Source organism: Lysinibacillus boronitolerans JCM 21713 = 10a = NBRC 103108, assembly GCF_000772935.1.
Classification (GTDB): Bacteria; Bacillota; Bacilli; order Bacillales_A; family Planococcaceae; genus Lysinibacillus; species Lysinibacillus boronitolerans.
Window position 1 is genome coordinate 73,534 of the sequence record NZ_JPVR01000072.1, and the last position, 24,700, is coordinate 98,233.

General features: G+C 38.2%; 21 protein-coding genes. 9 read left to right on the plus strand and 12 right to left on the minus strand.

Annotated elements, in window-relative coordinates; all coding sequences use genetic code 11:
* Positions 1-347 precede the first annotated feature (347 nt).
* Both CD31_RS10080 and CD31_RS10085 read right to left on the minus strand, forming a co-directional pair.
* The gene (locus tag CD31_RS10080) at positions 348-1,343 is read right to left on the minus strand and encodes an LLM class flavin-dependent oxidoreductase (RefSeq protein WP_036077325.1); all 996 of its coding nucleotides are present in this window, start codon (positions 1,341-1,343) and stop codon (positions 348-350) included.
* A 74-nt stretch (positions 1,344-1,417) separates the two neighbouring features.
* The gene (locus CD31_RS10085; RefSeq protein WP_036077327.1) at positions 1,418-1,843 is read right to left on the minus strand and encodes a hypothetical protein; all 426 of its coding nucleotides are present in this window, start codon (positions 1,841-1,843) and stop codon (positions 1,418-1,420) included.
* A gap of 215 nt (positions 1,844-2,058) precedes the next feature.
* Here CD31_RS10085 and CD31_RS10090 point away from each other — a divergent pair, with 215 nt between their 5' ends.
* From CD31_RS10090 to CD31_RS10110, 5 genes are all read left to right on the plus strand, one after another.
* A complete protein-coding gene (locus tag CD31_RS10090; RefSeq protein WP_016994669.1) occupies positions 2,059-2,826 on the plus strand; it encodes a sulfite exporter TauE/SafE family protein in 768 nt (255 codons plus the stop codon).
* Positions 2,827-2,980: 154 nt separating this feature from the next.
* Positions 2,981-3,499 carry an RNA polymerase sigma factor SigV gene (locus CD31_RS10095; protein WP_004230723.1) on the plus strand — a complete coding sequence of 173 codons (519 nt, stop codon included), beginning with the start codon at positions 2,981-2,983 and terminating at the stop codon, positions 3,497-3,499.
* Positions 3,492-4,382, plus strand: a complete 891-nt coding sequence (rsiV, locus tag CD31_RS10100) for an anti-sigma-V factor RsiV (protein WP_036077330.1) — start codon at positions 3,492-3,494, stop codon at positions 4,380-4,382. The genes CD31_RS10095 and rsiV overlap by 8 nt, the downstream gene beginning before the upstream one ends.
* Positions 4,383-4,530: 148 nt before the next feature.
* Positions 4,531-5,655, plus strand: coding sequence for a GerAB/ArcD/ProY family transporter (locus CD31_RS10105; protein ID WP_036077333.1), 1,125 nt, complete (start codon positions 4,531-4,533; stop codon positions 5,653-5,655).
* Positions 5,655-7,130, plus strand: a complete 1,476-nt coding sequence (locus CD31_RS10110) for a spore germination protein (RefSeq protein ID WP_036077335.1) — start codon at positions 5,655-5,657, stop codon at positions 7,128-7,130. The genes CD31_RS10105 and CD31_RS10110 overlap by 1 nt, the downstream gene beginning before the upstream one ends.
* Before the next feature lie 39 nt (positions 7,131-7,169).
* Here the strand turns inward: CD31_RS10110 and CD31_RS10115 are convergent, their stop codons facing one another.
* Together CD31_RS10115 and CD31_RS10120 are read right to left on the minus strand one after the other, a co-directional pair.
* Positions 7,170-7,589, minus strand: coding sequence for an SRPBCC family protein (locus CD31_RS10115; RefSeq protein WP_081977490.1), 420 nt, complete (start codon positions 7,587-7,589; stop codon positions 7,170-7,172).
* Between the two features lie 296 nt (positions 7,590-7,885).
* Complete coding sequence (locus tag CD31_RS10120) at positions 7,886-9,646, minus strand: ABC transporter ATP-binding protein (RefSeq protein WP_036077339.1); 1,761 nt, start codon at positions 9,644-9,646, stop codon at positions 7,886-7,888.
* Positions 9,647-10,063: 417 nt separating this feature from the next.
* On the opposite strand from CD31_RS10120, the gene CD31_RS10125 reads away from it, so the two are divergent.
* The 4 genes from CD31_RS10125 (at position 10,064) to CD31_RS10140 (ending at position 13,843) form a co-directional block, all read left to right on the plus strand.
* Positions 10,064-10,825: a TerC family protein gene (locus CD31_RS10125; protein WP_016994674.1), complete on the plus strand. Its 762-nt coding sequence runs from the start codon at positions 10,064-10,066 to the stop codon at positions 10,823-10,825.
* 203 nt (positions 10,826-11,028) lie between these two features.
* The gene (locus CD31_RS10130; protein ID WP_009370301.1) at positions 11,029-11,538 is read left to right on the plus strand and encodes a ferritin; all 510 of its coding nucleotides are present in this window, start codon (positions 11,029-11,031) and stop codon (positions 11,536-11,538) included.
* 777 nt (positions 11,539-12,315) lie between these two features.
* Positions 12,316-12,843, plus strand: a complete 528-nt coding sequence (locus tag CD31_RS10135) for a sigma-70 family RNA polymerase sigma factor (RefSeq protein WP_016994675.1) — start codon at positions 12,316-12,318, stop codon at positions 12,841-12,843.
* A complete protein-coding gene (locus tag CD31_RS10140) occupies positions 12,833-13,843 on the plus strand; it encodes an LCP family protein (RefSeq protein ID WP_036077343.1) in 1,011 nt (336 codons plus the stop codon). The genes CD31_RS10135 and CD31_RS10140 overlap by 11 nt, the downstream gene beginning before the upstream one ends.
* 189 nt (positions 13,844-14,032) lie before the next feature.
* Here CD31_RS10140 and CD31_RS10145 read toward each other — a convergent pair whose 3' ends face one another.
* The 8 genes from CD31_RS10145 to ilvC form a co-directional block, all read right to left on the minus strand.
* Complete coding sequence (locus CD31_RS10145) at positions 14,033-15,253, minus strand: RtcB family protein (RefSeq protein ID WP_036077345.1); 1,221 nt, start codon at positions 15,251-15,253, stop codon at positions 14,033-14,035.
* Positions 15,254-15,358: 105 nt separating this feature from the next.
* Complete coding sequence (locus CD31_RS10150; RefSeq protein ID WP_036077348.1) at positions 15,359-17,209, minus strand: dynamin family protein; 1,851 nt, start codon at positions 17,207-17,209, stop codon at positions 15,359-15,361.
* 256 nt (positions 17,210-17,465) lie between these two features.
* Complete coding sequence (gene rbsK, locus CD31_RS10155; RefSeq protein ID WP_036077350.1) at positions 17,466-18,350, minus strand: ribokinase; 885 nt, start codon at positions 18,348-18,350, stop codon at positions 17,466-17,468.
* 389 nt (positions 18,351-18,739) lie between these two features.
* The gene (leuD, locus tag CD31_RS10160) at positions 18,740-19,330 is read right to left on the minus strand and encodes a 3-isopropylmalate dehydratase small subunit (protein ID WP_016994681.1); all 591 of its coding nucleotides are present in this window, start codon (positions 19,328-19,330) and stop codon (positions 18,740-18,742) included.
* Between the two features lie 32 nt (positions 19,331-19,362).
* Positions 19,363-20,772 (minus strand): 3-isopropylmalate dehydratase large subunit, encoded by a 1,410-nt coding sequence (gene leuC, locus CD31_RS10165; protein ID WP_036077352.1) that lies wholly within the window; start codon positions 20,770-20,772, stop codon positions 19,363-19,365.
* 17 nt (positions 20,773-20,789) lie between these two features.
* Entirely contained in the window at positions 20,790-21,890 is a 1,101-nt protein-coding gene (gene leuB / locus CD31_RS10170) for a 3-isopropylmalate dehydrogenase (protein ID WP_004231422.1), read from the minus strand.
* A gap of 184 nt (positions 21,891-22,074) precedes the next feature.
* Complete coding sequence (locus CD31_RS10175) at positions 22,075-23,610, minus strand: 2-isopropylmalate synthase (RefSeq protein WP_036077354.1); 1,536 nt, start codon at positions 23,608-23,610, stop codon at positions 22,075-22,077.
* Entirely contained in the window at positions 23,597-24,631 is a 1,035-nt protein-coding gene (gene ilvC, locus CD31_RS10180; protein ID WP_016991908.1) for a ketol-acid reductoisomerase, read from the minus strand. The genes CD31_RS10175 and ilvC overlap by 14 nt, the downstream gene beginning before the upstream one ends.
* Positions 24,632-24,700: the final 69 nt, after the last annotated feature.

Sequence of the window (24,700 nt, forward strand, 5' to 3'; positions counted from 1 at the left end):
ATATCATTATGATAAAAAAAATTTTTTTGTTCACAAGATGTATAAAAAATAATAGTCGAGCTATACTATTAAAGATTTCACTTCAAATCCAATGACTAGGAGGGTTAACCCGATGAGTGCGATTGATCGATAACTCAGAAGGACCATCAAAACTGAATAAGCTAAAGTACAGATTTCTTAGGAATATCCTTAAGATCCTATGCGGAAGCGAGGCAGTGTGTCATGGAGCAAAAAATGTAAGTGGTAATCAGACCCGGAAATTAATTTCCGGGTTTTTCTCATTGTAAAGCCACTATTCGAATAAATACACAAAAGCCATATTCAAATGATGAATATGGCTTTTCCTCTTATCGAATTAATTCCTTTGCCAGGAATCTATAGGTATTTAAACGACTTTCTAATTCATATTGATTGCAATTTAGCATCACTTCATCAAAGCCATAGCGTTCTTGCTCAGCGCTTAAAAAAGAAGCAATGTCTTGTGGTGTTCCGACAAGATTCGCCTTGCGATTATTGTCAATCGTCAATTTATCCATTTCAGTTAATGGATAATCCTTCGCTTCTTCGGGTGACATTGTTTGAATGATTTGCCCCTTCATTAATTGAAGACGAGAAATATCAATCGGTTTAGCTAAATATTCCGCTTCTTCTAAGGTTGGGGCAACTGTTGCTGCATATGTCACAATGATCTGTGGTTTATCCATATAATAGGAAGGCGTAAAATAGGCTTTATAGGCATCAAAGATATCCTTTGACATATTGCCCGTGAAAAATTGTGCATATGAATAGCCTACTCCCAGCTGACCAGCCTGCATTGCACTCTGACCACTAGAACCTAGTAACCAAGCCTCTGGTAATGAAATATGAGCAGGCGCTGCAACGACTTGATCATAGACATGTTCACCTGTTTTTTGATTATTCATTAGTTTTAATATGATTTCTAGCTTATCATACTGTTCTGTGAAGCGTTGTCGTCTTCCCTCTGCCAAGGCATAGATAGCGGCATGATCACCACCAGGAGCTCTCCCCACACCAAAATCAATACGATTGGGTGCCAGCCCCGATAATGTTTTAAAGACCTCTGCTAGCTTATAGGGTGAATAATGCATCATCATGACGCCACCCGTACCAATGCGAAGCCGCTGTGTTTTAGCAGCTAAAAAAGCAGCAGTTACTTCTGGAGCTGAACTCGCCAATGACTGGCTATTATGGTGTTCAGCAAGCCACATACGGTGATAGCCAAGCTCTTCACCTAGCAATGCCAGCTGTTCTGTACGTTGAAAAGCCTCTTCTGCAGAATGACCTTTTGGAATCGGCATTTGATCTAAAATACTTAATCTCATGTAAAACATCCTCTCTGTCTCTAGCTCCCCCTTTTACTGTAATACAGTTTGGATGATTTACAAAATAAAAAACCTTACTCATAAGCTAGTTGTTTCTTTTCCCATGTGTGATAGACCATACCAACAAGCTTTTGTTGTTGCTGCTGGTTTAAGACTACATCTTTAAATTTCATTGCCTCTAGGGAAAATTGCTGCGTTTGTTCGTTCACGACAAATTGGAGAATAGCATGTCCTTTTTCGTCTTGAAACGTAATATCACCTGATAATTCTACAACTTGCTCCCCAGTTTTTGCTTCATAATAGCGCCAGTAAGGTTCAAAAAAAGCGTAATTAAACGCATTTCGAACTGTGACATCTGAAAAATTCTCCAAATAGCCTTCCTTTACGGTATCAATATACTCATGATCTGTTATATCTTTTTTTGCATTAAAGACATACCCTACAAGTACTCCCATAAACACAACACAGAGAAATACACGTATATGATTTCCTAAACTCATGTCATCACGTCCCCTTTACGTAAAAACATCATCACCTACATAATACATCAAAATAATGACTCCAAGTAGAATTATTTTGAATTATGCAGAAATTATCGTCATTTAGCATTGGATCACTTCATTTATTTCTATTAAAAAATAGCAGCTAGAGTATTTACAGCCTATTCTCAGTTCGCTACTATCAGATTATTATGATAGAAAAGAGATGACCTTTTGTGCCTTTTGATTTAGATATAAATATTTTATTAATTTTAATACTCTTCGGTTTTTTAGCAGCCTTTATTGATTCAGTGGTTGGAGGAGGCGGGCTTATCTCATTACCAGCTCTTATGTTCGTTGGTCTTCCACCCTCTGCTGCAGTAGCAACCAATAAATTGGCAGGTACAATGGGTTCCCTTACTAGCACAGTGACATTTTATCGCTCTGGTAAACTAGATATTAAAGCCGTCTATAAGCTTTTCCCCTTCGTCTTTTTGGGCTCTATGCTGGGTGCTTGGATTGTCCACCTAATGGATCCAAGTGTACTAAAGCCATTAATGCTGATTATGCTTGCAGCCGTTGCCATCTATACCATCTTCAAAAAAGACTGGGGCAGTATGACCACCTATAAACAATTAACGCCAAAGCGTTCTATTATTTTTGTTTTCGTGATTACACTTATTGGCTTCTATGATGGCTTTTTAGGTCCTGGGACAGGCTCGTTTCTACTCTTTGCTTTTCTCATAGTTGGCTTTGATTTTTTACAAGCAGCAGGAAACGCCAAATTTTTAAATTTCGGCAGTAATGTAGCTGCCCTCCTTATGTTTATATACTTAGGACAAATCAATTATGCCTATGGACTACCAATGGGTCTTGCGCAAATTGCAGGAGCTATTGTTGGTTCAAAATTTGCCATTAAACGCGGCAGTGGCTATGTACGTAAATTATTTATCGTTGTGACCATTCTATTACTCTTGAAAAATACATATGACTATTTTTCATGATCAGTCGTTATACTAACGTATGCCAATACTATAGAAGGATCAAACTTATCTCAAATGGGGTAAGTTTTTTTCATGGCATCAACTTTTTCCCTCTCCTCGAACGTCTAGTAAATGTATACAATTTGATAATGTTAATAAAGGAGCTTCTTTGGACATGAGAACAAGAAATGCATTTCAACATGAAGAGGTGTTTGTCCAATTCATTCGAGAACAAAAAGAGCGTTTTTATTTGCTCGCGTATAGCTATACAAAAAATGAACAGGACGCACTAGATGTTGTACAAGACAGTATCCAAAAAGCCATGCTTTCATTAGATCGACTTGAAAATGTGACCTATATGAAAAGCTGGTTTTATAAAATAGTTGTCCGTACAGCCATAGATTTTTTACGTAAGCATAAACGCTTACAAGTGACAGATGATGATACATTACAATATTTGACGCCTGCTCAAGAGGATGTTTATGAGAACGTTGACTTGGAGCATGCGTTGGATGAACTCCCGCAAATGTATCGAGAGGTTGTCATTCTCCATTATTTCGAGGATTTAAAACTCGCTGACGTGGCGAACATCCTCGACATTAAGTTGAGTACAGCCAAATCGCGTCTTTATAAAGCATTAAAACTATTGAAAATACAATTGGAAGATGTGAAGGGAGAAACTGCACATGGATAAAAAATTACAGGAGTTAGAAAAACAATATATGAAAGTCCCGATTCCAAAAGAGCTAGACTTCGTGGTTGAAAGAGCACTTAAGCAAGGTCGAAAAAAGAAAAAAAATCGTACACCTCAATGGGTCCTTGGATCTGCCGCTGCAGCCATGCTATTTACTGCTGGTTTAAATGTAAGCCCTGCAATGGCACGCACACTTTCCGAAATTCCCGTGGTTGGTAGTGTGATAAAAGTATTGACTTGGACAGAATATGAAGTGGCAGAAGATAATTATGATGCCAATATTAAAGTACCTTCTATTGAAAACTTAGAAAATCAAGATTTGGCGAATACATTAAATGAAAAGTATCGTGCAGAAGGTAAAACACTTTACGATGAATTTATGGCAGAAGTGGGCGATTTAAAATTAAATGGCGGTGGTCATTTAGGTATTGATAGTGGCTACGAAATTAAAACCGATAATGAACAAATTTTATCGATTGGTCGTTATGTAGTGAATACCGTTGCATCTTCTTCAACGGTAATGGAATACGATACGATCGATAAAGAAAACGAAATTTTAATTACTTTACCAATGCTCTTTAAAGATCAGCACTATGTTGAAACAATTAGTGAAAATATTAAAGAACAAATGCGTACACAAATAGCTGAATCGAATCAGGATAAGGTTTACTGGGTGAAGGGTGCTGGCCTTGCCGATGAAGAGTTAATGGAGGAATTTACAGCCATTAAACCCGATCAGCAATTCTACATTTCTGATAAAGGCAAGCTTGTGATTTCCTTTGATAAATATGAAGTAGCACCTGGCTATATGGGCGTTGTAGAGTTTGAAATCCCAACAGATGTCTTAAAAGAAGACCTTGTTAGCACAAAATATATTCATTAATTTAGCTTACTTTTCCTATGATGAGGTATTGGATGATGGTGTCATCTAATACCTCGTTTTTTCATGAAACCATACCATTTTCTGCTTATAAAGCCGACTTTTTTTGTCAAAGCTAATATGTATCAATCAATGTTAGAGGGTTTTCAACATGAAAAGTGTAGGATCAATCAGTATTTTACATGTCATCTTCCTATCAATGACTGTTATTGGCTTGAAAAATCATGTAACCATTATTCCTCCACTACTAGATGTGGCCAAAAGAGATGGCTGGCTATCGGTATTGTTTGCTGGGGGAATTGTTTTCTTTTGGCTATTTTTAATAGTATATATTCAATCAAAATCGAATCAGGAGCCCATCCGAGATTGGCTTGAATCAAAAATCGGGAAAATTGGCTCTACTATTGTTATTTATACAATTGCTATTTTTTTAATGATTATCGCTGCTTTTACAATGGTTGAAACATTGCAATGGGTTAATACTACATTTTTACCGCAAACCCCTGTGATCATCTTACTATTTATCTACACTATTCTGTGTATTCTTCTTGTGACGACTAGCTTACAGACGCTCGTCATTTTAAACGTTTTTGTATTATTCGGAGTAGTTATCTTTGGCTTTTTCGTTGCCTTTACGAACATGCAGGTGAAAGGTTATGAATTATTACGTCCATTTTTTGAACACGGATTTCAGCCTATATTGCGAGGCATGATTTTCCCTGCGTCCGGTTTTATTGAGCTTTTAATGTTACTATTTTTACAGCATCAATTTAAGGAACGTATTCGCTGGTACCACTTTGCTATTATGCTGGCCATTTTAATAGGACTGACATTAGGCCCATTAATTGGGGCCATTACAGAATTTGGACCGAATGAAGCGGCTAAGCAACGCTATCCTGCCTACGAAGAATGGGGATTAGTGACAATCGGTCGCTATATCGAGCATCTTGACTTTTTCTCCATTTATCAATGGCTGACAGGAACCTTTATTCGTGTTAGTTTCCTTTTGTACATTGTGGCCGATTTATTGAAGATGACAGGAAATCCGAAGCGTATATGGCAAATGCTTGCTCCGCCCTTCTTTATTCTTTGTTTACCATTAATCATGCTAAATGAAAGCCTATTTTTAAAAGTAAAAGGACATTATATTCTTGCAGCCACTTTTATTTTTTTCTTTTTACTCTCAATATTTTTCGTAGTCGTAGCTTTCTTGTCGGATAAATCTTCTAAAAAGGGGAAAACTGAAAAACAAGATAGGAAAAGTGGTGAATCATAATGCCTCAGCAAGAACAGGCGCTAGATCTTAGTACGCTCAGAAAATTATTTCAAAAATCGGCAGATATTCAATTTCAGGAATATATGTTTAATCAGCAGAAAGTACACTTTATTACGTGTGATGCTATGATTGATCAACAAATGCTTAATGAAGTGATTATTCAACGTATTCAGTATTTATATGATCATTTGGATGAGGTCCCCTTTGAAGAGAATATCGCAAGGCATCTTCATGTTCCAAGTATGCAAAAAGTACAAGACAAGGAACAGCTGATAACTTTTGTCTATAGTGGCTTCTTGTTGTTGTATTTTGATGAAGACAATCTTTTATATGCAAGCAATATTGCCCAAAAGCCGAATCGCAAGCCTGAAGAAACGCGCATGGAGGTTCTTGTTAAAGGGCCCAGAGATAATTTCATTGAAGATATTCGCATCAATATCGCACTATTAAGAAAACGCTTGCCGACCAATTCATTTTGTGTGGAAAAAGTAGAGCTTGGGAAACGATCAAAAACCACCGTAGCCATTCTTTATTTTGAGGATATTGTGGATATGGATATTTTACATGGAATCAAAAAGCAGCTTGCTGCCGTTGATACAGATATTGTTTTTAGTGGCGATTTATTGATAGAACGGGTGAATAAAAATTCCAAGCTTTTTCCGAAGTTTGATTATACAGGACGACCTGATTATGCGGTTCAGGCCTTAGCAAGAGGACGTTTTATTATTTTTGTAGATGGCGTCGCCTATGCCATCGTTACCCCTGTTAATTTGTTTCTCTTACTGAAATCAGCTGAGGATAATGAATATCCTATTATTTTCAGTTCACTCGAACGTTTATTGAGGATATTCGGTATTTTAATTGGATTACTACTCCCTGCATTCTGGCTTGCCCTAACAACCTATCATCAAAATCAATTACCCCTTCAACTACTCGCAACCGTGGTGCAAGCGAAGGTGGGCTTACCGCTCCCTTCTTCGCTTGAAATGTTGCTCATGTTACTGATGTTTGAATTGTTTCGTGAAGCCGGTTTGCGTCTACCCTCCGTTATTGGTGGGACCATCAGTGTTGTAGGTGGCTTAATTATCGGAGATGCAGCCATTCGAGCAGGTGTAACGAGCCCTGAAATGATCGTTGTCATCGCTATTTCTACGATTGCCTCCTTTACATTGGTAAATCAGTCACTTGTTACTTCCGTCAGCATATTACGTGTTGCCTTTATCTTTGCTAGTGCCTTTTTCGGTTTGTTCGGTTTCTTTGTTTCTTTATATTTGACGCTGCTTTACTTAAGTAATATTCGAATTTATGGCTACTCTTACATGAACCTGGCAACAGATCTAAATTGGGCAACCATTAAAAAATCGATCTTTCGATTATCACCTAAGGGCTATACAGAACGTAATAAAGCACTTGCTCCACAGGATTATACACGAACATCAAAGGGGCATGAAAATAAGGATTCCCAAAATAAATAGCATCCCTTCAAAACTGAAAGGGGTGCTATTTTTGTCCGTTCAAATATTTTGTGCCCTTTCTTTAATAGCATCCAGTACCCTTTCCCAATGACCTTTCATTTCTTCTCGTACTGTCTGATCAGAAAGTTGTTCTTGATGAAAGCTAATGGTCGTTTTATTACGTTCTTTTGGTAAAATACGGATTTGTACGGTAGATGGTTTTGACCACTCTTCCTTTTGCCAAGTCAATCGAAGCTGCTCTAACGGTTTAACAATCCTGATTTCGCCTGTCCCTGTCTTTGAATGGTATTTGTGCCCAGGTTCAAATATAACTGAAGTGCCTTCCCCCAGCCATGTACGTACCCCTTCTGTTGTCGTAATCAATGCCCATGCTTGCTCCTGCGAAATGGGTAACGTCCTTCTAACCCCTACTTGAAAGCCCACACTTTTCGTTTGACCGATGATTTTTTCGTTATCCATTGCTTCACCTCTATTTATGACCTTTATAGTGAACTGTAGTTCTATTCGATAAACTTGCTAAACATTCCTTCTATGTATTCATAAATGAATGTTCAATTTTCCCTATCCATGCCATAATGAATGATTTGATCTGGTACCCTTTGAATATTCGTTGGCATGAGCATTCAATCGTCCCCTCTTTCTACGTAACCTTTAATATGCATGTTAGTGTGCTTTGGCTACAATATGAGTACAGTAACTAAGGGAAACAACTAAAAAAAGGGAAATTGTTTAAAAACAATCTCCCTTTTCTTTATTTACGTCAATTCCACAAAATCTTTCTGAACGCTTTGTTCTGATTGTCCCTTGCGAAATTGAATATGATGAAGCTTTGCAAAAATCCCATTTTGAGCCACTAGCTCATCATAGGTGCCATCCTCTTCAATGCCCTTTGGTGTCACAACTAATACACGATCAGCATTGCGGATAGTTGCCAGTCGATGGGCAATAACTAGGGTTGTACGATTTTCAGCAAGCTCTGTTAATGATTGCTGAATAATCATTTCTGTTTCTGTATCTAAGGCAGAGGTTGCCTCGTCTAAAATCAAGATCGGCGGGTTCTTTAGGAACATACGCGCAATCGCTAGTCGTTGCTTTTGGCCTCCTGATAATTTTAAGCCACGTTCACCTATTTGTGTATCATAGCCCTCGGGCAGCTCTGCAATAAATGCCTCTAGATGGGCTTTTTTCGCTGCCTCTCGAATTTCCGCTTCACTTGCATCTAATTTTCCATAGGCAATGTTTTCACGAATCGTACCTGTAAATAAAAAGACGTCCTGCTGTACGATACCGATTTGAGCACGTAATGACGCTTGTGTCATATTCCGTATATCGATACCATCAATCGTAATAGTGCCTTTTGTCACCTCATAAAATCGAGGAATCAATGAGCAGATTGTAGTTTTACCAGCACCCGAAGGCCCTACAAAGGCAATAGTTTGGCCAGCTTTTACATCAAAGGATATATCATTTAAAACCAGTTTGGATGCATCATAATTAAAATGAACATGATTGAAGGAAATATTTCCATCTAAATGTTTAATAGCCTTGGCATCCTCACGATCTTGAATTTCTGGCTCCTGTTCAATTAATTCACGGAAGCGCTTAAAGCCAGCCATTCCTTTCGGATAAAGCTCTAATAAAGCACTAATTTTATCAATTGGTTTAATCAGAACATTCGTATAGAGCACAAAGCTTACAAGTTCCCCATAAGATAGCTTTCCATTAAAGCTTAACCAAGCACCGACAACAAGCACAACTAGTGTTAAAAGACGCGTCATCATGTAGATACTGGAGTGTGTCCCTGCCATAATTTTATAGGCATATAATTTTGCCGCACGGAAAAATCCATTTTGTTCTTTAAATCGGCTAATTTCAAAAGCTTCATTAGTAAAGGATTTTACAACTCGTACACCAGATACACTATCCTCCACACGCCCATTGACATCAGCAATTTTGCCATACATCGTTTTCCAAGCATTGTTCATTTTTATATTACTAAATGTCACAAGCCATGTTAAAAATGGCACCATAATCGCTGCAATCAAGGCGAGTGTTGGATTGACATTAAACATAATGGCAAAGGCCCCAACAAAGGTCATGATCGCAATAAAGAGATCCTCTGGTCCATGATGGGCAAACTCACCTATATCAAACAAATCATTAGTAATGCGACTCATAATATGACCTGTTTTCGTATTATCAAAGAATCGGAATGATTGCCTTTGTACATGCGTAAATAATTCTTGACGCATATCCGTTTCGATATTTATGCCTAGTTTATGTCCTAAATAGTTAACGATAAAGTTCAATAATGTACTAATAGCATAAACAAGCAGTAGTAGGACACTTATTTTCACAATCATGCCCCAATCTCCTGTTGGCAATAGCTCATCGATAAACCATTGAACAGCCAATGGAAACGCAAGCTCTAAGATTGCTACAATAATGGCACTCGAAAAATCGATGACAAACAATCGTTTATGTGGCTTGTAGTAGGAAAAAAATTTTCTATACATGTTTGTCTCCTCTCTAAGTTGTAAAAATTTCGCCTATCTTTTAATAGTACCATTTGTGCAAACGTAACGGAAAAGTATTTTTTCTCCATAGCAGTATATTTTTATTTACTTTTATATTGTTGCATGTTACTATGTTAGTAAGAATTGAATAGCTTTTGACTTTATTGTCAAAGGGGAGTAGCTAGCAGATGCGATCGATGCATCTGATTTCACATTCGTCATTACATGGTATATTACCATCGGGTGTGATGGCATTTCTTGTCACACAGAAACCTTTCTGTGCAACGAACAGTTAATTGCTTAGCAAGACCTTTGCCTATTTTTTAGGCAGGGGTCTTTTTCTTTTGCTTAAAATTAGGGAAAGAATAAGTTAGCAAGCCATTCATTTCTGTTCAACAATTAAAGGAGGCAATAAATTTGGAGGCAATATTTTTAGAATACGCATGGGTACTTGTCGTATTAATTGTACTAGAAGGTTTGTTAGCAGCAGATAACGCCGTCGTAATGGCTGTTATGGTTAAGCATTTACCAAAGGCACAACAACAAAAGGCTTTATTGTATGGATTGGTGGGGGCGTTTGTTTTCCGCTTTGCCGCATTATTCCTTATTACAACGCTTGTTAATTTCTGGCAGATTCAAGCGATAGGTGCAGCTTATCTTTTGTTTATGTCTATTAAGCATATTTATGATTCGCGGAAAGCATCCCAAAACTCCGAAGAAATCCAAGAGCCGAAAAAACAATCTGGCTTCTGGATGACGGTTGTAAAAGTAGAACTTGCTGATATCGCATTTGCTGTTGATTCTATTCTAGCGGCGGTTGCCATTGCTGTCACACTTCCACATATCGGTGATTTTGATATTGGTGGTATTAACGCAGGTCAGTTCGCAGTAATGTTCCTAGGTGGTATTATTGGTGTTATCATGATGCGTTTCGCAGCTCGTTGGTTTGTAAAGGTTCTCGACAAATTCCCATCACTTGAAACAGCTGCTTTCCTAATTGTCGGCTGGGTTGGTGTAAAATTAGCTGTCTTAACATTAGCACATGAAAAATTAGGTGTGATTCCACACGAATTCCCCCACTCCACTCTTTGGAAAGCTATTTTCTGGATTGTCTTAATTGCTATCGCATTAGGTGGCTACCTAATCGGTGTCAAAAATCAAAAGAAACAAGAACAATAAGCACGAAAAATTTCGCTTCGATTACGATCGGGGCGATTTTTTCTTATTTCCTTAAAAATATAACAGAAGGAATTCTCTAATTGATAACCAATATCAATTAACTTTTGCATATATTGCCTTGAAAAATAATTTTTTTGTATGATACTGCCTTTACACTGTATACTAATAACGAAGTCATTTACTGCAAAAGGAGGAAAACTTTTATGTTATCTGAAAAACTACACACAGCTCTTAATGAACAAATGAATTTTGAATTCTACTCTGCGCATGCCTATATGGCAATGGCAGCCTATTGCACTGATCAAGATTATGATGGCTTCGCTAACTTCTTTTTAGTACAAGCAGAAGAAGAACGCTTCCATGCCATGAAATTTTATAATTTCTTAAGTGATATGGGCTACCGTGCAACAATTCAAGGTTTTGAAAGCCCAGGTAATCACTTCGAATCTATTTTAGATGCCTTTAAAACGGCTCTATCACATGAAAAAGAAGTAACACGCCGTATTTACAATTTATCGGACATTGCTTTAGATGAACGTGAGCATGCGACAATGGCCTTCTTAAAATGGTTTATCGACGAGCAAGTAGAAGAAGAGTCTACATTTGATACATTAATTCGTAAAATCGAGCGTATCGAAACGGACTCAAACGCTATCTTTATGCTAGATGCAGAATTGGCTACACGTACATTTACACCAGATGCAGAAGCATAATAGATCTTATAAGAAAATCTGCCATTAAGGCAGGTTTTTTTTAGTTATTAAATTGGTAGCGTAATCGTTTGCGTTCCTTCTAAAGTAAATACGAACTGGATTAACAAGGCCCTTTAAATCATAACTTTCATTCTGTACAATTTGATTTTCTTTCGGTCCATAATGACTAGAGCTGCTCTATAAAATTCGCTGCCTTGAGCATCAATCGCTACCTAGAATAGCACTCCATTTTTCTTGAGAGTGCTTTGGTGCATGAATTGTTAGCATCTGATCATTTAATAGCTAATCCTGTTAGCGGTGGTTTTGCTATCACCTTACTTGTTTTTATTAAAAGCTACCTCAATGGTAAAGCTAATCATACTCTCCCAATGTCGGTCTCTCTAAAATCAATACTTTGTAGATAGTATGTCTCTTCTCCATCTATTAAATTCCCTGTTGCTGTTAGACCATCTTGATACACTTGCTTTTAATTCAAGCGTTCTTATTAAACTATCGAGTATAAAATTTAAACAAGGTGTTGCTGCAGCAACATCTTGTTTTTATTGTGCTAAACATCATTAACTTTGAATTCTTGGTATTCTAAAATACAGGTTTTTTATTTCAGTTATACTTGTATAGATGTTTTCTGCGAAATAGTTATAAAAATCAATACAAGATGAGCCGCTTTTAATAGAAAATCTTTGTCAAAATAAATATTTTTATACAAATTGAACCAATAATGATTTGATAATCGTCTAATAGCAGAATTTGAAATTGGTTGAATGGGAGGGTTGTAGATTGGACAGAGAAGAAAAAGATTACTTATTAGAAAAAGTGATGATTGAGTATGGTACTGAGTTAGTTAGATTAGCATTTACTTATGTGAGAGATACGGAGATAGCTAAAGATATAGTTCAAAATACTTTTATCAAATGCTATAAAAATCTTGATTCATTTCGATTTGACGCACAAATAAAAACATGGCTCTATCGTATAACCATTAATGAATGTAAAGACTATTTAAAAAGTTGGAATAACAAAATGGTACAAGTAAAGAGCTTTATAAGTGAAACTGCAAAATCAATATTACCATCAACAGAAAATGCTGTGATGGAAAAGTATAATAATGAGAAAATAAAAGATATTATCCTTTCTCTGCCAAAAGTGTATCGTGAAGTGGTTTATCTATACTACTATGATTCATTAAAGACAGATGAAATTGCCGAAGTTTTAGGTATTCCAGTTAATACTGTGAAAACAAGATTAAGAAGAGCCAAACAAAGATTAGAGTCAATGATAAAGGAGGCAGAACTTAATGGGCGATAAACGATTTAGAGATAATTTTTATAATACCTCTGAACAAGAACTAAGATTTACGAAAGAAGACCGTAATGAAGTATTTGCTAAAATCCATACATTAGAGGAGCAGAATAATATACAAAAGAAATCTCTTTTTTCGTCTTCAACAAAATTCGCTCCCCTTACCGTTTCATTATTAGTGGTCGGCTTGTGTATATTTTTGTTTATGCCATCATTCTTCTCTGGAAACTTGAATACAGAAAATAATAGTAGTGATGCAGGTGGTACACTACTTCAAGAAGATGAGATTTTAACCACACTCTTTACGGTGAAAGATGTGAGTAATAGAATTCATGTTAACCTTTTATTTACTTATAATAAAGATAAAAAGAAGATAAACCTTTTATCTATCCCCCGCGATACTTATGCGCCGATAATGGATAAAAATACTGGGTCTACTTCATATGATAAATTGACATTGGCTTATGTTAACGGTTCGGGAGGGGCCGAAAATGTAAGAAATACGGTTTCTAAACTATTTGATTTATCCATTGATTATTATGCAGTTGTGGATTTAGAAACCTTTTCAACGCTGATTGAATCAGTGAATGGAATCGATTATGACTTGCCAGAAGCTATTCGAGTAAGAGCTATTTCGACAGTGGCATTTGAATTCAAAAAAGGGATAAATCATTTGAATGGAGAGGAGATTGTGGCATTAATGATGGCGGCTTCAGAGGGAAAAAGGTACGAATTTGATGAAGAAAACCTATTAAACCTCATTCATGCGGTTTTGAATAAAGCAAAAAACGAAATTCCTCCAACGCAATTTAAAGAGCTTACTTCTAGCATAGAAGGCAACATCGCCATTGATCATTTGCTAGAGAACGAAGTAGAAATTGATTCTATTAAATTGTTATCTTTAAAAGATGGGATGAGAGATGATATGAAAGATGGTAAATACTATTTAATGTTTGAGAAAGATTTTTTAACCTCTATTTCAGAAAAGTTAACAACATTTAACTAAACAGGCGTGAATTATTTAGGAGTAGTCTGATTGAAATAATAATTGATTTTAAGAGGATATTAGCTCATCTAGTGAACACAATATCCTCTTAATAAGTTATTCTATTAATAAACAGCGTACCTCATCTTATTTATGAAACTCAAACTTTCGCATCGTTGCAAACGGAAAAATTTAGCACTCTAAATTAGCTTAACCCTTCCGCTCATATGGCTTTACAGCTTCACTCGCTTTAAAGTTATAGACGGGTTTAATCACTTTGACAATATCTACAGTTTCCCCAATCGCAGAAGTTATTTCTGTCATCGGCTTATAGGCCATTGGCGCCTCATCCAAGGTTTCTTCATTGACGGATGTTGTCCAAATTCCCTGCATCGTCTCTTTAAAATCAGCCATATTCAAAGCTTTTTTCGCTGCGCGTCGTGAAAACATGCGTCCCGCTCCATGAGGTGCTGAATAATTCCATTCCGCATTGCCTTTTCCTATACAAATCAGAGATCCATCCCGCATATTCATTGGAATAACTAGCTTTTCATCTTTATTTGCACGAACAGCCCCTTTGCGAAGCGTCATCGTTTCTGTATCGATATAGTTATGAATCGTATCAAACGTATCTGTAAAATGCCAATCCATCTGTTTAGCAATGGTTTCTGCAATGGTCCAACGATTCATCCGTGCAAATTGCTGTGCAATCTTCATATCATGGATATAATCATGGAATGCTTCCCCCTCTAAATATGACAAGTCTTTCGGAACGAACGGTGTTTGTTCTTTATAGGCTTGTATCATGGATTGAATCTCTTGTTGTCGTCCTTGCTGTTTCAATGCTTCTATTTTTTCCGTCAAATCTTCTCGACGTAAATTTTCATAAGCTCTTTTTTGATGCCAATTAGCCACCTTTGCCCCTACATAGCGTGACCCCGTATGGATGAGCAAATAGTGCTGATTTTCTTCATCTTTGGCAAGTTCAATAAAATGATTGCCTCCCCCAAGTGTACCTAATGACAAGTTCGTATAGTCGTCCTTCAAGCCGCTTGCTCGAAATTGTTTCCCTTCAAACTCTACGAAATGTCGGCTTGGCGATACTTCTTTATGAATATCCTGCCCACTTGGTACATATGTGCGAATGATGGCATCAAGTTGAGCAAAATCAACTGTCGTTACGTCTAGTTGTGCTACAAATACACCACACCCCACATCAATGCCGACAAGATTTGGTACAACACGGTCTTGCAATTGGATGGTCGTGCCAATGACACATCCTTTACCCGCATGATAATCTGGCATAATACGTACTTTAGTGCCTGCCATGAAAGCCTGGTCTGTTAATTCTTGAATCTGATCAATAGCTGTTTGTAATGCTGTTTGTGCAAAGATTCTAGCATTCGTGAAGCGTCCATTTATTTCAATCAAGTGTATCCCTCCCTACTAGTAATACGTAAAACTGGAATGATTTGTTTCATACCATAAAGAAAACGTTCTAAAAGTAGTGCTACTTTTAGAACGTTTGGTGAAAACCTACTCTTCATATTGTACAACTAATTTTTTTGGTATTTCGGGTATATCATTTGATTTTACATCTTCTTCTCTTAAGTCAAGCATTTCCAGTGGATATTTTTCTTGTACATCAAAAGGTATTGCAATACTTTCCATTTTATTATTCATTTGACTCCGTGCGAGTAAGCCATTATTCGATAAATCAATGGCTAAAATAGCCTGCACAGTTTCCTCAAGCATGGCAATATCCTTCGGTTTCAACGGTATTTGCTCATTCATCAAAAATGGTTGAAGATGCTCTTTTATATAGCCCTGTGCTTCGATTAAGCAAGAAAATTCATTTAGTTTTTCAGCATAGCGCTTTAATTGACGCTTATCTTTTGCACGTTGTTGATTTAATTTCTGTACTTTTTGTTCAATACGGCTCATGCGTTCCCTCACTAAATCAATTAAATAAGGCTGTGTGTCTTGAATCGCTTGTAGCATCGAAGCCTCTGCATGTTGTACCTTGGCAAATTGTGCGATACAAACCTCTTGCTGCTCATTTAATTTTTGAACACGCTCTTTGAAAAATTCATTTTGCGTATGTTGGCCAAAAATAGCTTTCATAAGACCTTTCCCATGAATTTTTTTATGCTGTGCATCTAAACGCTCATATTCGCGTAAATACTCACTATGCATATTGCGGTATTCACGCAACATTTGTTGATAGTGCACAGCAATTTCAGTAAATTTTTCCACTTTGGTATCGTGTAAATAATCATGTTGCGCGATCGTTTGTAATAACTGATAGAGTGTTTGAACCTGTTTAAACGTATTCGCAACCTGTTCATATTCTTGCTCATATTCTTGGACAATCGCTAAGTCACGTTGATAGCGAGAATATTCATATTGGGTATCGCCTGCGTATTTTTCAATATTCTCGACAGCAGATTGAAAAGGATCTCGTTGTGGAATTACAGTTAATTCGAAGCGGAATCGTTCAAGCCATTGTAAGAAGCGGATTAGGATGGCATATGTTTTTTTATCACTATTTTCAGCTACACGATGAATGTGAGCAATTAATTGATCATACTGGCTTTTTTCCCAAAGCTCATGATTGTCTGTTTGTTTGGCTGCTAGTGCACTCCTTGCTGAAATTCCTATAAAATCACTCATCAAATGACCAATACGTTGTTGTTCAGAGTCCATAAATACTGCGGCATGCTCCTCATCATCGATGCCATTGATGACACATAAAGGTTCTACCCCTTTATTTTTTAATGTCTCGATCAATAGAAGTTCAGCATCCATTGCCATCGAACCAGCGCGTAACACCCAGAAAATTTCATCAACACGATTCATAAGTGCCTCTGAAAAATAAGCCATTTCTCCGCCGCCTGCCTCTAATGACACAGAATCAATAATAGTCACTGATTTTAATAAATCATTTTTCAAATAGACTTCTAGATAATCTAAATGTTCACGTAAAATCTGGGAAGCAAACGTATCGCCAGTTGTTAGTAGCTCTAATTTACTGAGATCAAATACAGCGACAACACCATCTAAAAAATAAGCTTTAATCTCTTCTTGCACGCCGTATCGTATAAACGTATTGACACTTGTTGGATGCTGATCATCTACCGATAATATTTCGCGTCCTAGAAGTCCATTCACAAGTGTTGTTTTGCCCACCCGCTCTTTTCCAACGATTAAAATCATCGTCTGGTTATTGGCATCTTGAATGATTCGATTTAAATGTTTTGCTGTATCTTTCACATATGTATTTTGGACAATGATGCCATGCAAGTGTCGTAATTGGTCAACAAATTGTGGCAAAATATTATTCGCTGAGGTTGTATTTTCGATTGGCGTATTGTCAATGTTCGTCATCCTCAAAACCTCTTTTCGTATGTATCTATAAGACCATTATAAATGAAACTATGGCTTTTCTAATACATGGATTGATGAAAAAAGGACAATATACTTATTCGTTTATACACTAAATAGGAATTCATCCTTACTCCTTTTTCCTAACTGCCAGATATGGGATTGTTACACAGACTAAAGGGAATGGTCCAAGCTATGAATTTAGAAGTATTAGGTTTGGTTATTTCTATTCAAGGTTGTCTAGTAGCCGACCTTTGTCCTATTCCTCCAAACCAGCCATACGAGCATAAACAGCTCCAAGTAATGGCATTCCACCTTGAGCACCTAATTTCTCTACAGATAAGGAGGCAGCGATATTTGCAAAATATACAGCCTCATCCAACGATTGCCCTTCTACTAAAGCATAGGCTAAAGCCCCATTAAAGGTATCACCCGCCCCCGTTGTATCCACGGCTGTTGTCATATAACCAGGCACATGAATTGGGTAGGAGCCATCGAAATAACGTGAACCGTCACTTCCTAGCGTCACGATTAATTTATTAGGATATTTTTCTAAAACTTGTTCCACTGGCTCGTTAAAAATTTCAGCACATTCTGTCTCGTTCGGTGTTAAATAGGTAATATCCTCCATCCACTGCACATCAAAATTGGCTGCTGGAGCAGGATTTAATAGTACAGGGACACCTGCTTCTTTACATAATTGAATGGCATGGGCAGTCGTCTCTTTAGGGATTTCAAGCTGTATCATTACCAAATGGCTTTTTTGTATCAAGTCTTTTGAAGCTTCAAGATGTGAGATGCTTAAGTCATAATTAGCTCCCGGTACGACAACAATTCGATTATCGTTATTGTAAATAAGTATATTAGCAATGCCTGTAGGAGCAGTAGTGCTTTTTACAAGGGCATCTGTCTGAATCTGCTCTTGCTGTAAAGCAGCATGTAATGTCTCACCAAAATGATCATTCCCTAAACAGCCAACCATCGCCACCTCACTGCCAAGACGAGCTGCGGCAACGGCTTGATTAGCCCCTTTTCCTCCTGGAACTGTTTGAAACGAGTTACCTAGAATGGTTTCCCCCTGCTTTGGAAAAGCATTCATTTGTACAACTAAATCCATATTTAAACTTCCTATAACTGTAATCATTGAATTCCTACCTTTCAGCTTTTGATCAAACAAAAAACAACTGAAATGAGCAGCATCATTTCAGTAGCTTAACAATTTAAAAATTCGTATAAACTTAAAAATTCCTAAATGCCTAAATTCTTTCACTTACTGCTTCTTTTAGTCGTTAAATGAAAACGATCTAGCCACTCAGGTTATCCTCCTGTACTTCATGCGAAGCAATGCTTGAGATGACGCTACCAAAAGCTGGCTGGGCTTGCTCCTGTACTATACAAAAATTTTTACGATGGTCCCATAGTGCCACCTTTGCATTTGATGTTTCCTTTTATTATAAAGAATTTTATATGGGAAATGCACTACAAACACAAAAAAACTGAAGACAACATCAAGTTTGTCTTCAGTCATTTCAATTAATAGGCTACTCGCTTCGCCTCATATGCGGCGATATGGTCCTCATATTTAAAGGTTAAGGCGATTTCATCCCAACCATTCAGTAACGTTTCTTTATAGTATGGATCAATTGTAAAATGATAGATTGTACCATCTTCCCCTGTTACGGTTTGCTCTGCAAGATTTACTTCCATCTTATAGGGCTGTGCTAAGCCTTTTGCTAAAATTTCATCACATTCCGATTCTGTTAGCTTAATCGGTAAGATACCGTTTTTATAGCAGTTATTATGGAAAATATCTGCAAAAGAAGGTGCAATCACAACGTTAAAGCCGTAATCTAAAATAGCCCATGGTGCATGTTCGCGTGAAGAGCCACAGCCGAAATTATCTTGTGCCACGAGAATTTTAGATTCTTTAAATTCAGGTTTATTTAATACAAAGTCAGCTATTTCGTTACCTTGTGCATCGAAACGCCAATGGTAAAATAGAAACTGTCCAAAACCTGTACGCTCAATACGTTTTAGAAATTCTTTTGAAATAATTTGATCGGTATCAACATTTTTTCGATCAAGTGGTGTGATGACACTCTTTACGATATTAATTGGTTCCATTTTTCAATCATCCCTTCCCAGTAAAGCAAGACTTACACTGTTTCCTTCACAAATTCACGTACATCGACGAAGTGACCTGCAATCGCAGCGGCTGCTGCCATTGGTGGTGACACTAAATGAGTACGAGCTCCAGCGCCCTGACGTCCTTCAAAGTTGCGGTTTGAGGTAGAGGCACAGCGTTCTCCAGCTGGTACGACGTCATCATTCATCGCAAGACACATCGAGCAACCAGACTCTCGCCATTCAAAGCCTGCATCCATAAATATTTTATCTAAACCTTCTGCCTCTGCTTGTTTTTTCGTAGTATGTGAGCCTGGGACAACGATGGCTGTGACCTTGTCATGCACCTTACGCCCTTTGATGACATCAGCAGCTGCACGCAAATCACTAATGCGTGAGTTTGTGCAGGAGCCAATGAAGACATGCTGGATGTCAATGGATGTTAATGGCTGTCCTTCCTCTAGGCCCATATAGGCAAGTGCTTTTTGAAGTGCCGCCTTGTCAGATTCATCCTCATAATCTGCTTGTGTTGGAACATGCCCAGAAACACCTGTACCCATCGATGGGTTTGTTCCCCACGTAATGATTGGTTCAATTTCTTCAGCTTTTATAATACGAACCGTATCGTACGTTGCATCCTCGTCTGAAGCAAGACTTAACCAGTAAGCGGCTGCTTCTTCAAATTTTTCTCCCTGCGGTGCATATTTGCGCCCACGAATATAATCGACTGTTGTTTGGTCAGGTGAGATAAGCCCTGCTTTTGCGCCTGCCTCAATTGACATATTACAAATCGTCATCCGTTCTTCCATAGATAGTTTGTGGATAGCCTCTCCAGTAAATTCCACAATATGTCCTGTACCAACACCAATACCGAACTTGGCAATGATGGCTAAAATAATATCCTTTGCTGCTACCCCAACTGGTAGCTCCCCTTCAACACGAATCTCCATTGTTTTTGGCTTATTTTGCCATAACGTTTGCGTTGATAATACATGCTCCACCTCTGATGTACCAATACCAAATGCAATGGCACCAAAGGCACCGTGAGTCGATGTATGAGAATCACCACAAACAATGGTTTTACCAGGCTGTGTTAATCCAAGCTCTGGTCCAATAACATGGACAATCCCTTGGTCAGGGTGACCCATGCCTGCTAACTCAACGCCAAATTCCTCAGCATTTTTAGCTAATGTTTCGATTTGATTGCGTGCAATGGGATCATGGATAGTTGGTAAATTTTTTGTCGGTACGTTATGATCCATTGTCGCAAAGCTTAAATCAGGACGACGCACTTTACGTCCGTTCATGCGTAACCCTTCAAAAGCTTGCGGAGATGTTACTTCATGAATTAAATGAAGATCAATATATAACAGGTCCGGTTTGCCCTCTTCCTGATAAACAACATGTTTATCCCAAATCTTTTCAATTATATTTTTACCCATTGTCTTCACCTGTTTCTTTAAATATATGTTGTCATAATACTTTGTGATACAAAGCTAGTATCAATTTCGTTAATTACCTTATCTGTCCATTCATTCGTCGATAAAATGCGACTGCCGTCACGAGCAAGATCGGCTGTAAAGTAGCCATCATCAAATACTGCACTTACAGCGCGTTCTATTTCTGCCGCTTCTTCTTTTAAGCCGAATGAATATTGCAGCATCATCGCTACGGATAAAATGGTTGCAGCAGGATTTGCTACACCTTGCCCTGCAATTTCTGGTGCTGAGCCATGTACTGGTTCATATAAGCCAAAATTATCACCACGAATAGATGCGGATGGTAAAACACCAAGAGAACCAGTAATAACAGATGCTTCATCACTTAAAATATCACCAAACATATTTTCAGTAACGACTACATCATAGTGTCCGGGATTTGTAATAAGTTTCATTGCGACAGAGTCTACTAGGTTATGTTCTACAATTACATCTGGATACTCTTTTTTCTTTGCTTCTACAACTTCACGCCATAAGCGACTTGTTTCAAGCACATTCGCCTTGTCAACAGAGCATAACTTGCCCCCACGTAAACGTGCTAGCTCAAAGGCATTTTCAACGATACGCTCCACCTCAGCTTTAGAGTAAACGGTTGTATCAATTGCGCCATTTTCAGTACGCATACGTGGTTCCCCGAAGTATACGCCACCTGTTAGTTCACGTACAATCATTAAATCAACGTTCTCAGCCACTTCACGCTTTAATGGTGAAGCATCTAGTAAACTCGGGAACGCCTTTACTGGACGTAGATTAGCAAATAAATCGAAGTGTTTCCGAATTCGCAGTAACCCTTTTTCTGGGCGTAATTCAGGAGGGTTTTGATCCCACTTTGGACCACCTACAGCTCCTAATAAAATCGCATCACTATTTTCACACATCTCGATTGTTTCATCCGGTAAAGGATTGTTGTGCTGGTCGATTGCAGCACCCCCAATTGTTGCATATCCTAAATGAAATGTATGATTAAATCGTTTACCAATCACCTGTAATACACGTACAGCAGAAGCAACAACCTCTGGCCCAATTCCATCACCGGGAAGTACTGTAATTTTTCTCTCCATCGTCAAAACACCTTTCTTTGTATAGCGTATTCGCTAATTTAGTAAAGACGCTCACCTACCTTTTATCGAGATGAGCGTAGTCATTACGTCTAAGCGTAATTTTGGGTTAATTGATACAATACGCCATGACATCATTGCATCCGACTTGTGAATGGTACTTCATACAATTCACTACCTCAGCAACCTATACAGGATGTGCGCGAAGGCTTGCTTGTATTAAATGACGATTAATAGCATTTAAATAAGCTTTTGCCGATGCTTCTAAAACATCTTGAGAGGAATTACGGCCTGTAGTCGAAACCTCATCATAGCGAATATTAATCACTGCTTCACCTAGTGCATCTCGTCCTTTGCCAACCGATGTCACACGGTAATCAATGACATGTACAGCTCCAGGTACAAGTTGCTCCAGTGTATTAAAAATTGCTTCTACTGAACCAGAGCCAGTAGCCACAACGGTTTTCTCTAGTCCCTCAGGTGTAAGCACAATGGCTGTCGCTGTAGGAATATTTTCAGTCCCATATTGCACCTGCACCATTTTCAAATCAAAGAGTGGTACATCTTCTACTTGAATTTGTTGCTCAGTAAGAAGAGTGAGTAAATCTTCCTCTGTAATCTCCTTTTTACGATCAGCCAATTTTTTAAATTCCACAAATGCTTTGTTTAGCTTTTCATCAGAAAGATGGAAGCCCATTGTTTCCGCACGATCACGGAAGGCTGCACGACCAGAATGTTTCCCGAGAACTAATGGTATTTCACCTTCGCCGATTAGAGCAGGTGAAATAATTTCATAGGTTTCTGGATTTTTTAAGACACCGTCTTGATGGATGCCCGATTCGTGTGCAAATGCATTTCTTCCTACAATCGCTTTATTTGGCTGAATCACAACATTTGTCAATTTACTGACTAATTGAGACGTACGTTTAATTTCTTGCAACTGAATGCCCGTTTGCACCTGATAAATGTCCTTGCGAATATGAAGTGCTACAGCAATTTCCTCGAGTGCCACATTACCTGCGCGTTCGCCGATACCATTGATTGTTCCTTCGACTTGTGCAGCACCATTTTCAATTGCGGCAATCGTGTTAGCTGTTGCCATCCCTAAATCATCATGACAATGGGCAGAGAATTTTACGTTGTCAGCACCTTTGACATTTTCCAGTAGGAACTTAAATAATGCACCATATTCTTGCGGGGATGCATACCCTACAGTGTCTGGAACATTAATCGTTGTTGCACCAGCAGCAACCACTTCGTTCATAATTCGCACTAAAAATTCACGATCAGAGCGGAATGCATCCTCAGCAGACCATTGTACAAGTGGGAAGAACTTTTTAGCGTATTTAACAGCCTCTACCGCTTGCTCCACCACTTGCTCAGGGGATTTTTTTAACTTGTATTCCATGTGAATAGGTGATGTGGCTAGAAAAATATGAATATGCGGCTGTTGTGCTACTTTAATCGCTTCCCATGTAGCATCAATATCCTTTTGGATACAGCGAGCTAGCCCCGTCACAATGGAATTTTTTACTGTACCTGCAATGCGATGGACCGCATCAAAGTCACCGGGTGACGAAGCAGGAAATCCTGCTTCTATAATTGTCACACCAAGGCGCTCTAACTGTTTGGCAATTTCAATCTTCTCGGCTGTGTTTAAGTTGATCCCAGCAGATTGTTCACCATCGCGAAGCGTAGTATCGAAAATATCAATTTTTCGCACTTGTCGCCACTTCTCTCACAACTTTTTCTTTACCTTCGTTGATGAATGGCATCATAGCACGTAGTTTTGCGCCTACTTCTTCGATTTGATGGTTCGCACCAGCTTCTTTGAATTTTGTATATTCTGGACGACCATTTTCATTTTCTTGAATCCAACGACGAGCAAATGTACCATCTTGGATATCTGTTAATACGTCTTTCATACGAGCTTTTACAGACTCATCGATGATGCGTGGTCCTGCAACATAATCTCCCCACTCTGCTGTATCTGAAACTGAGTAGCGCATTGTTGCCATACCGCCCTCAAACATTAGGTCAACAATTAATTTAAGCTCATGTAGTGTTTCAAAGTAGGCTAATTCTGGTTGATAACCAGCTTCTACTAATGTTTCGAATCCTGCTCTTACTAGCTGTGTTGCGCCACCACAAAGTACCGCTTGTTCACCGAATAAATCTGTCTCTGTTTCTTCTTTGAATGTTGTTTCAAGAAGCCCACCACGTGCAGCACCGATTCCTTTACCATACGCAAGCGCTAAATCTTTTGCTTGGCCTGTAGCATCTTGGTGAATAGCGAATAGTCCTGGTACCCCAGCACCTTCCTGGAATTGACGACGAACTAGATGTCCTGGTCCTTTTGGTGCTACTAAAAATACGTCAACGTCTGCTGGTGGTGTAATTTGACCGAAATGAATATTGAAGCCGTGCGCAAACATCAATGCTTTACCAGCTTGTAAATGTGGCGCAATTTCCGCTTCATAAACTGCTTTTTGGCGCTCATCTGGTAGTAGAATTTGGATAACATCTGCTTCTTGTGCTGCTTCAGCCACTGTTTTCACGTCAATACCATCTGCTTTTGCCGCATCGAAGGATCCACCTGGACGAACCCCTACTACTACGTCAAAACCTGATTCTTTAAGGTTTAAAGCATGTGCATGACCTTGTGAACCGTAACCGATAATTGCGATTTTCTTTCCTTTTAATACGTCCTCGTTGATATTTTGCTCATAGTACATTGTAGCCATAGTTAATTTCCTCCTAGAATATGTTTTGTTTTTATAGCTTTAGATACTTGCTCTGTCTATAAAGCTATT

What these genes read in the sequence shown, in the direction of transcription:
- leuB (WP_004231422.1), bottom strand. Translation starts at nt 21,890, where the DNA reads ATGGAGAGAAAAATTACAGTACTTCCCGGTGATGGAATTGGGCCAGAG.
- CD31_RS10140 (WP_036077343.1), top strand. Translation starts at nt 12,833, where the DNA reads ATGGGCGATAAACGATTTAGAGATAATTTTTATAATACCTCTGAACAA.
- CD31_RS10120 (WP_036077339.1), bottom strand. Translation starts at nt 9,646, where the DNA reads ATGTATAGAAAATTTTTTTCCTACTACAAGCCACATAAACGATTGTTT.
- leuD (WP_016994681.1), bottom strand. Translation starts at nt 19,330, where the DNA reads ATGGAACCAATTAATATCGTAAAGAGTGTCATCACACCACTTGATCGA.
- leuC (WP_036077352.1), bottom strand. Translation starts at nt 20,772, where the DNA reads ATGGGTAAAAATATAATTGAAAAGATTTGGGATAAACATGTTGTTTAT.
- CD31_RS10080 (WP_036077325.1), bottom strand. Translation starts at nt 1,343, where the DNA reads ATGAGATTAAGTATTTTAGATCAAATGCCGATTCCAAAAGGTCATTCT.
- CD31_RS10095 (WP_004230723.1), top strand. Translation starts at nt 2,981, where the DNA reads ATGAGAACAAGAAATGCATTTCAACATGAAGAGGTGTTTGTCCAATTC.
- ilvC (WP_016991908.1), bottom strand. Translation starts at nt 24,631, where the DNA reads ATGGCTACAATGTACTATGAGCAAAATATCAACGAGGACGTATTAAAA.
- rsiV (WP_036077330.1), top strand. Translation starts at nt 3,492, where the DNA reads ATGGATAAAAAATTACAGGAGTTAGAAAAACAATATATGAAAGTCCCG.
- CD31_RS10085 (WP_036077327.1), bottom strand. Translation starts at nt 1,843, where the DNA reads ATGAGTTTAGGAAATCATATACGTGTATTTCTCTGTGTTGTGTTTATG.
- CD31_RS10150 (WP_036077348.1), bottom strand. Translation starts at nt 17,209, where the DNA reads ATGACGAACATTGACAATACGCCAATCGAAAATACAACCTCAGCGAAT.
- CD31_RS10115 (WP_081977490.1), bottom strand. Translation starts at nt 7,589, where the DNA reads ATGGATAACGAAAAAATCATCGGTCAAACGAAAAGTGTGGGCTTTCAA.
- CD31_RS10110 (WP_036077335.1), top strand. Translation starts at nt 5,655, where the DNA reads ATGCCTCAGCAAGAACAGGCGCTAGATCTTAGTACGCTCAGAAAATTA.
- CD31_RS10105 (WP_036077333.1), top strand. Translation starts at nt 4,531, where the DNA reads ATGAAAAGTGTAGGATCAATCAGTATTTTACATGTCATCTTCCTATCA.
- rbsK (WP_036077350.1), bottom strand. Translation starts at nt 18,350, where the DNA reads ATGATTACAGTTATAGGAAGTTTAAATATGGATTTAGTTGTACAAATG.
- CD31_RS10130 (WP_009370301.1), top strand. Translation starts at nt 11,029, where the DNA reads ATGTTATCTGAAAAACTACACACAGCTCTTAATGAACAAATGAATTTT.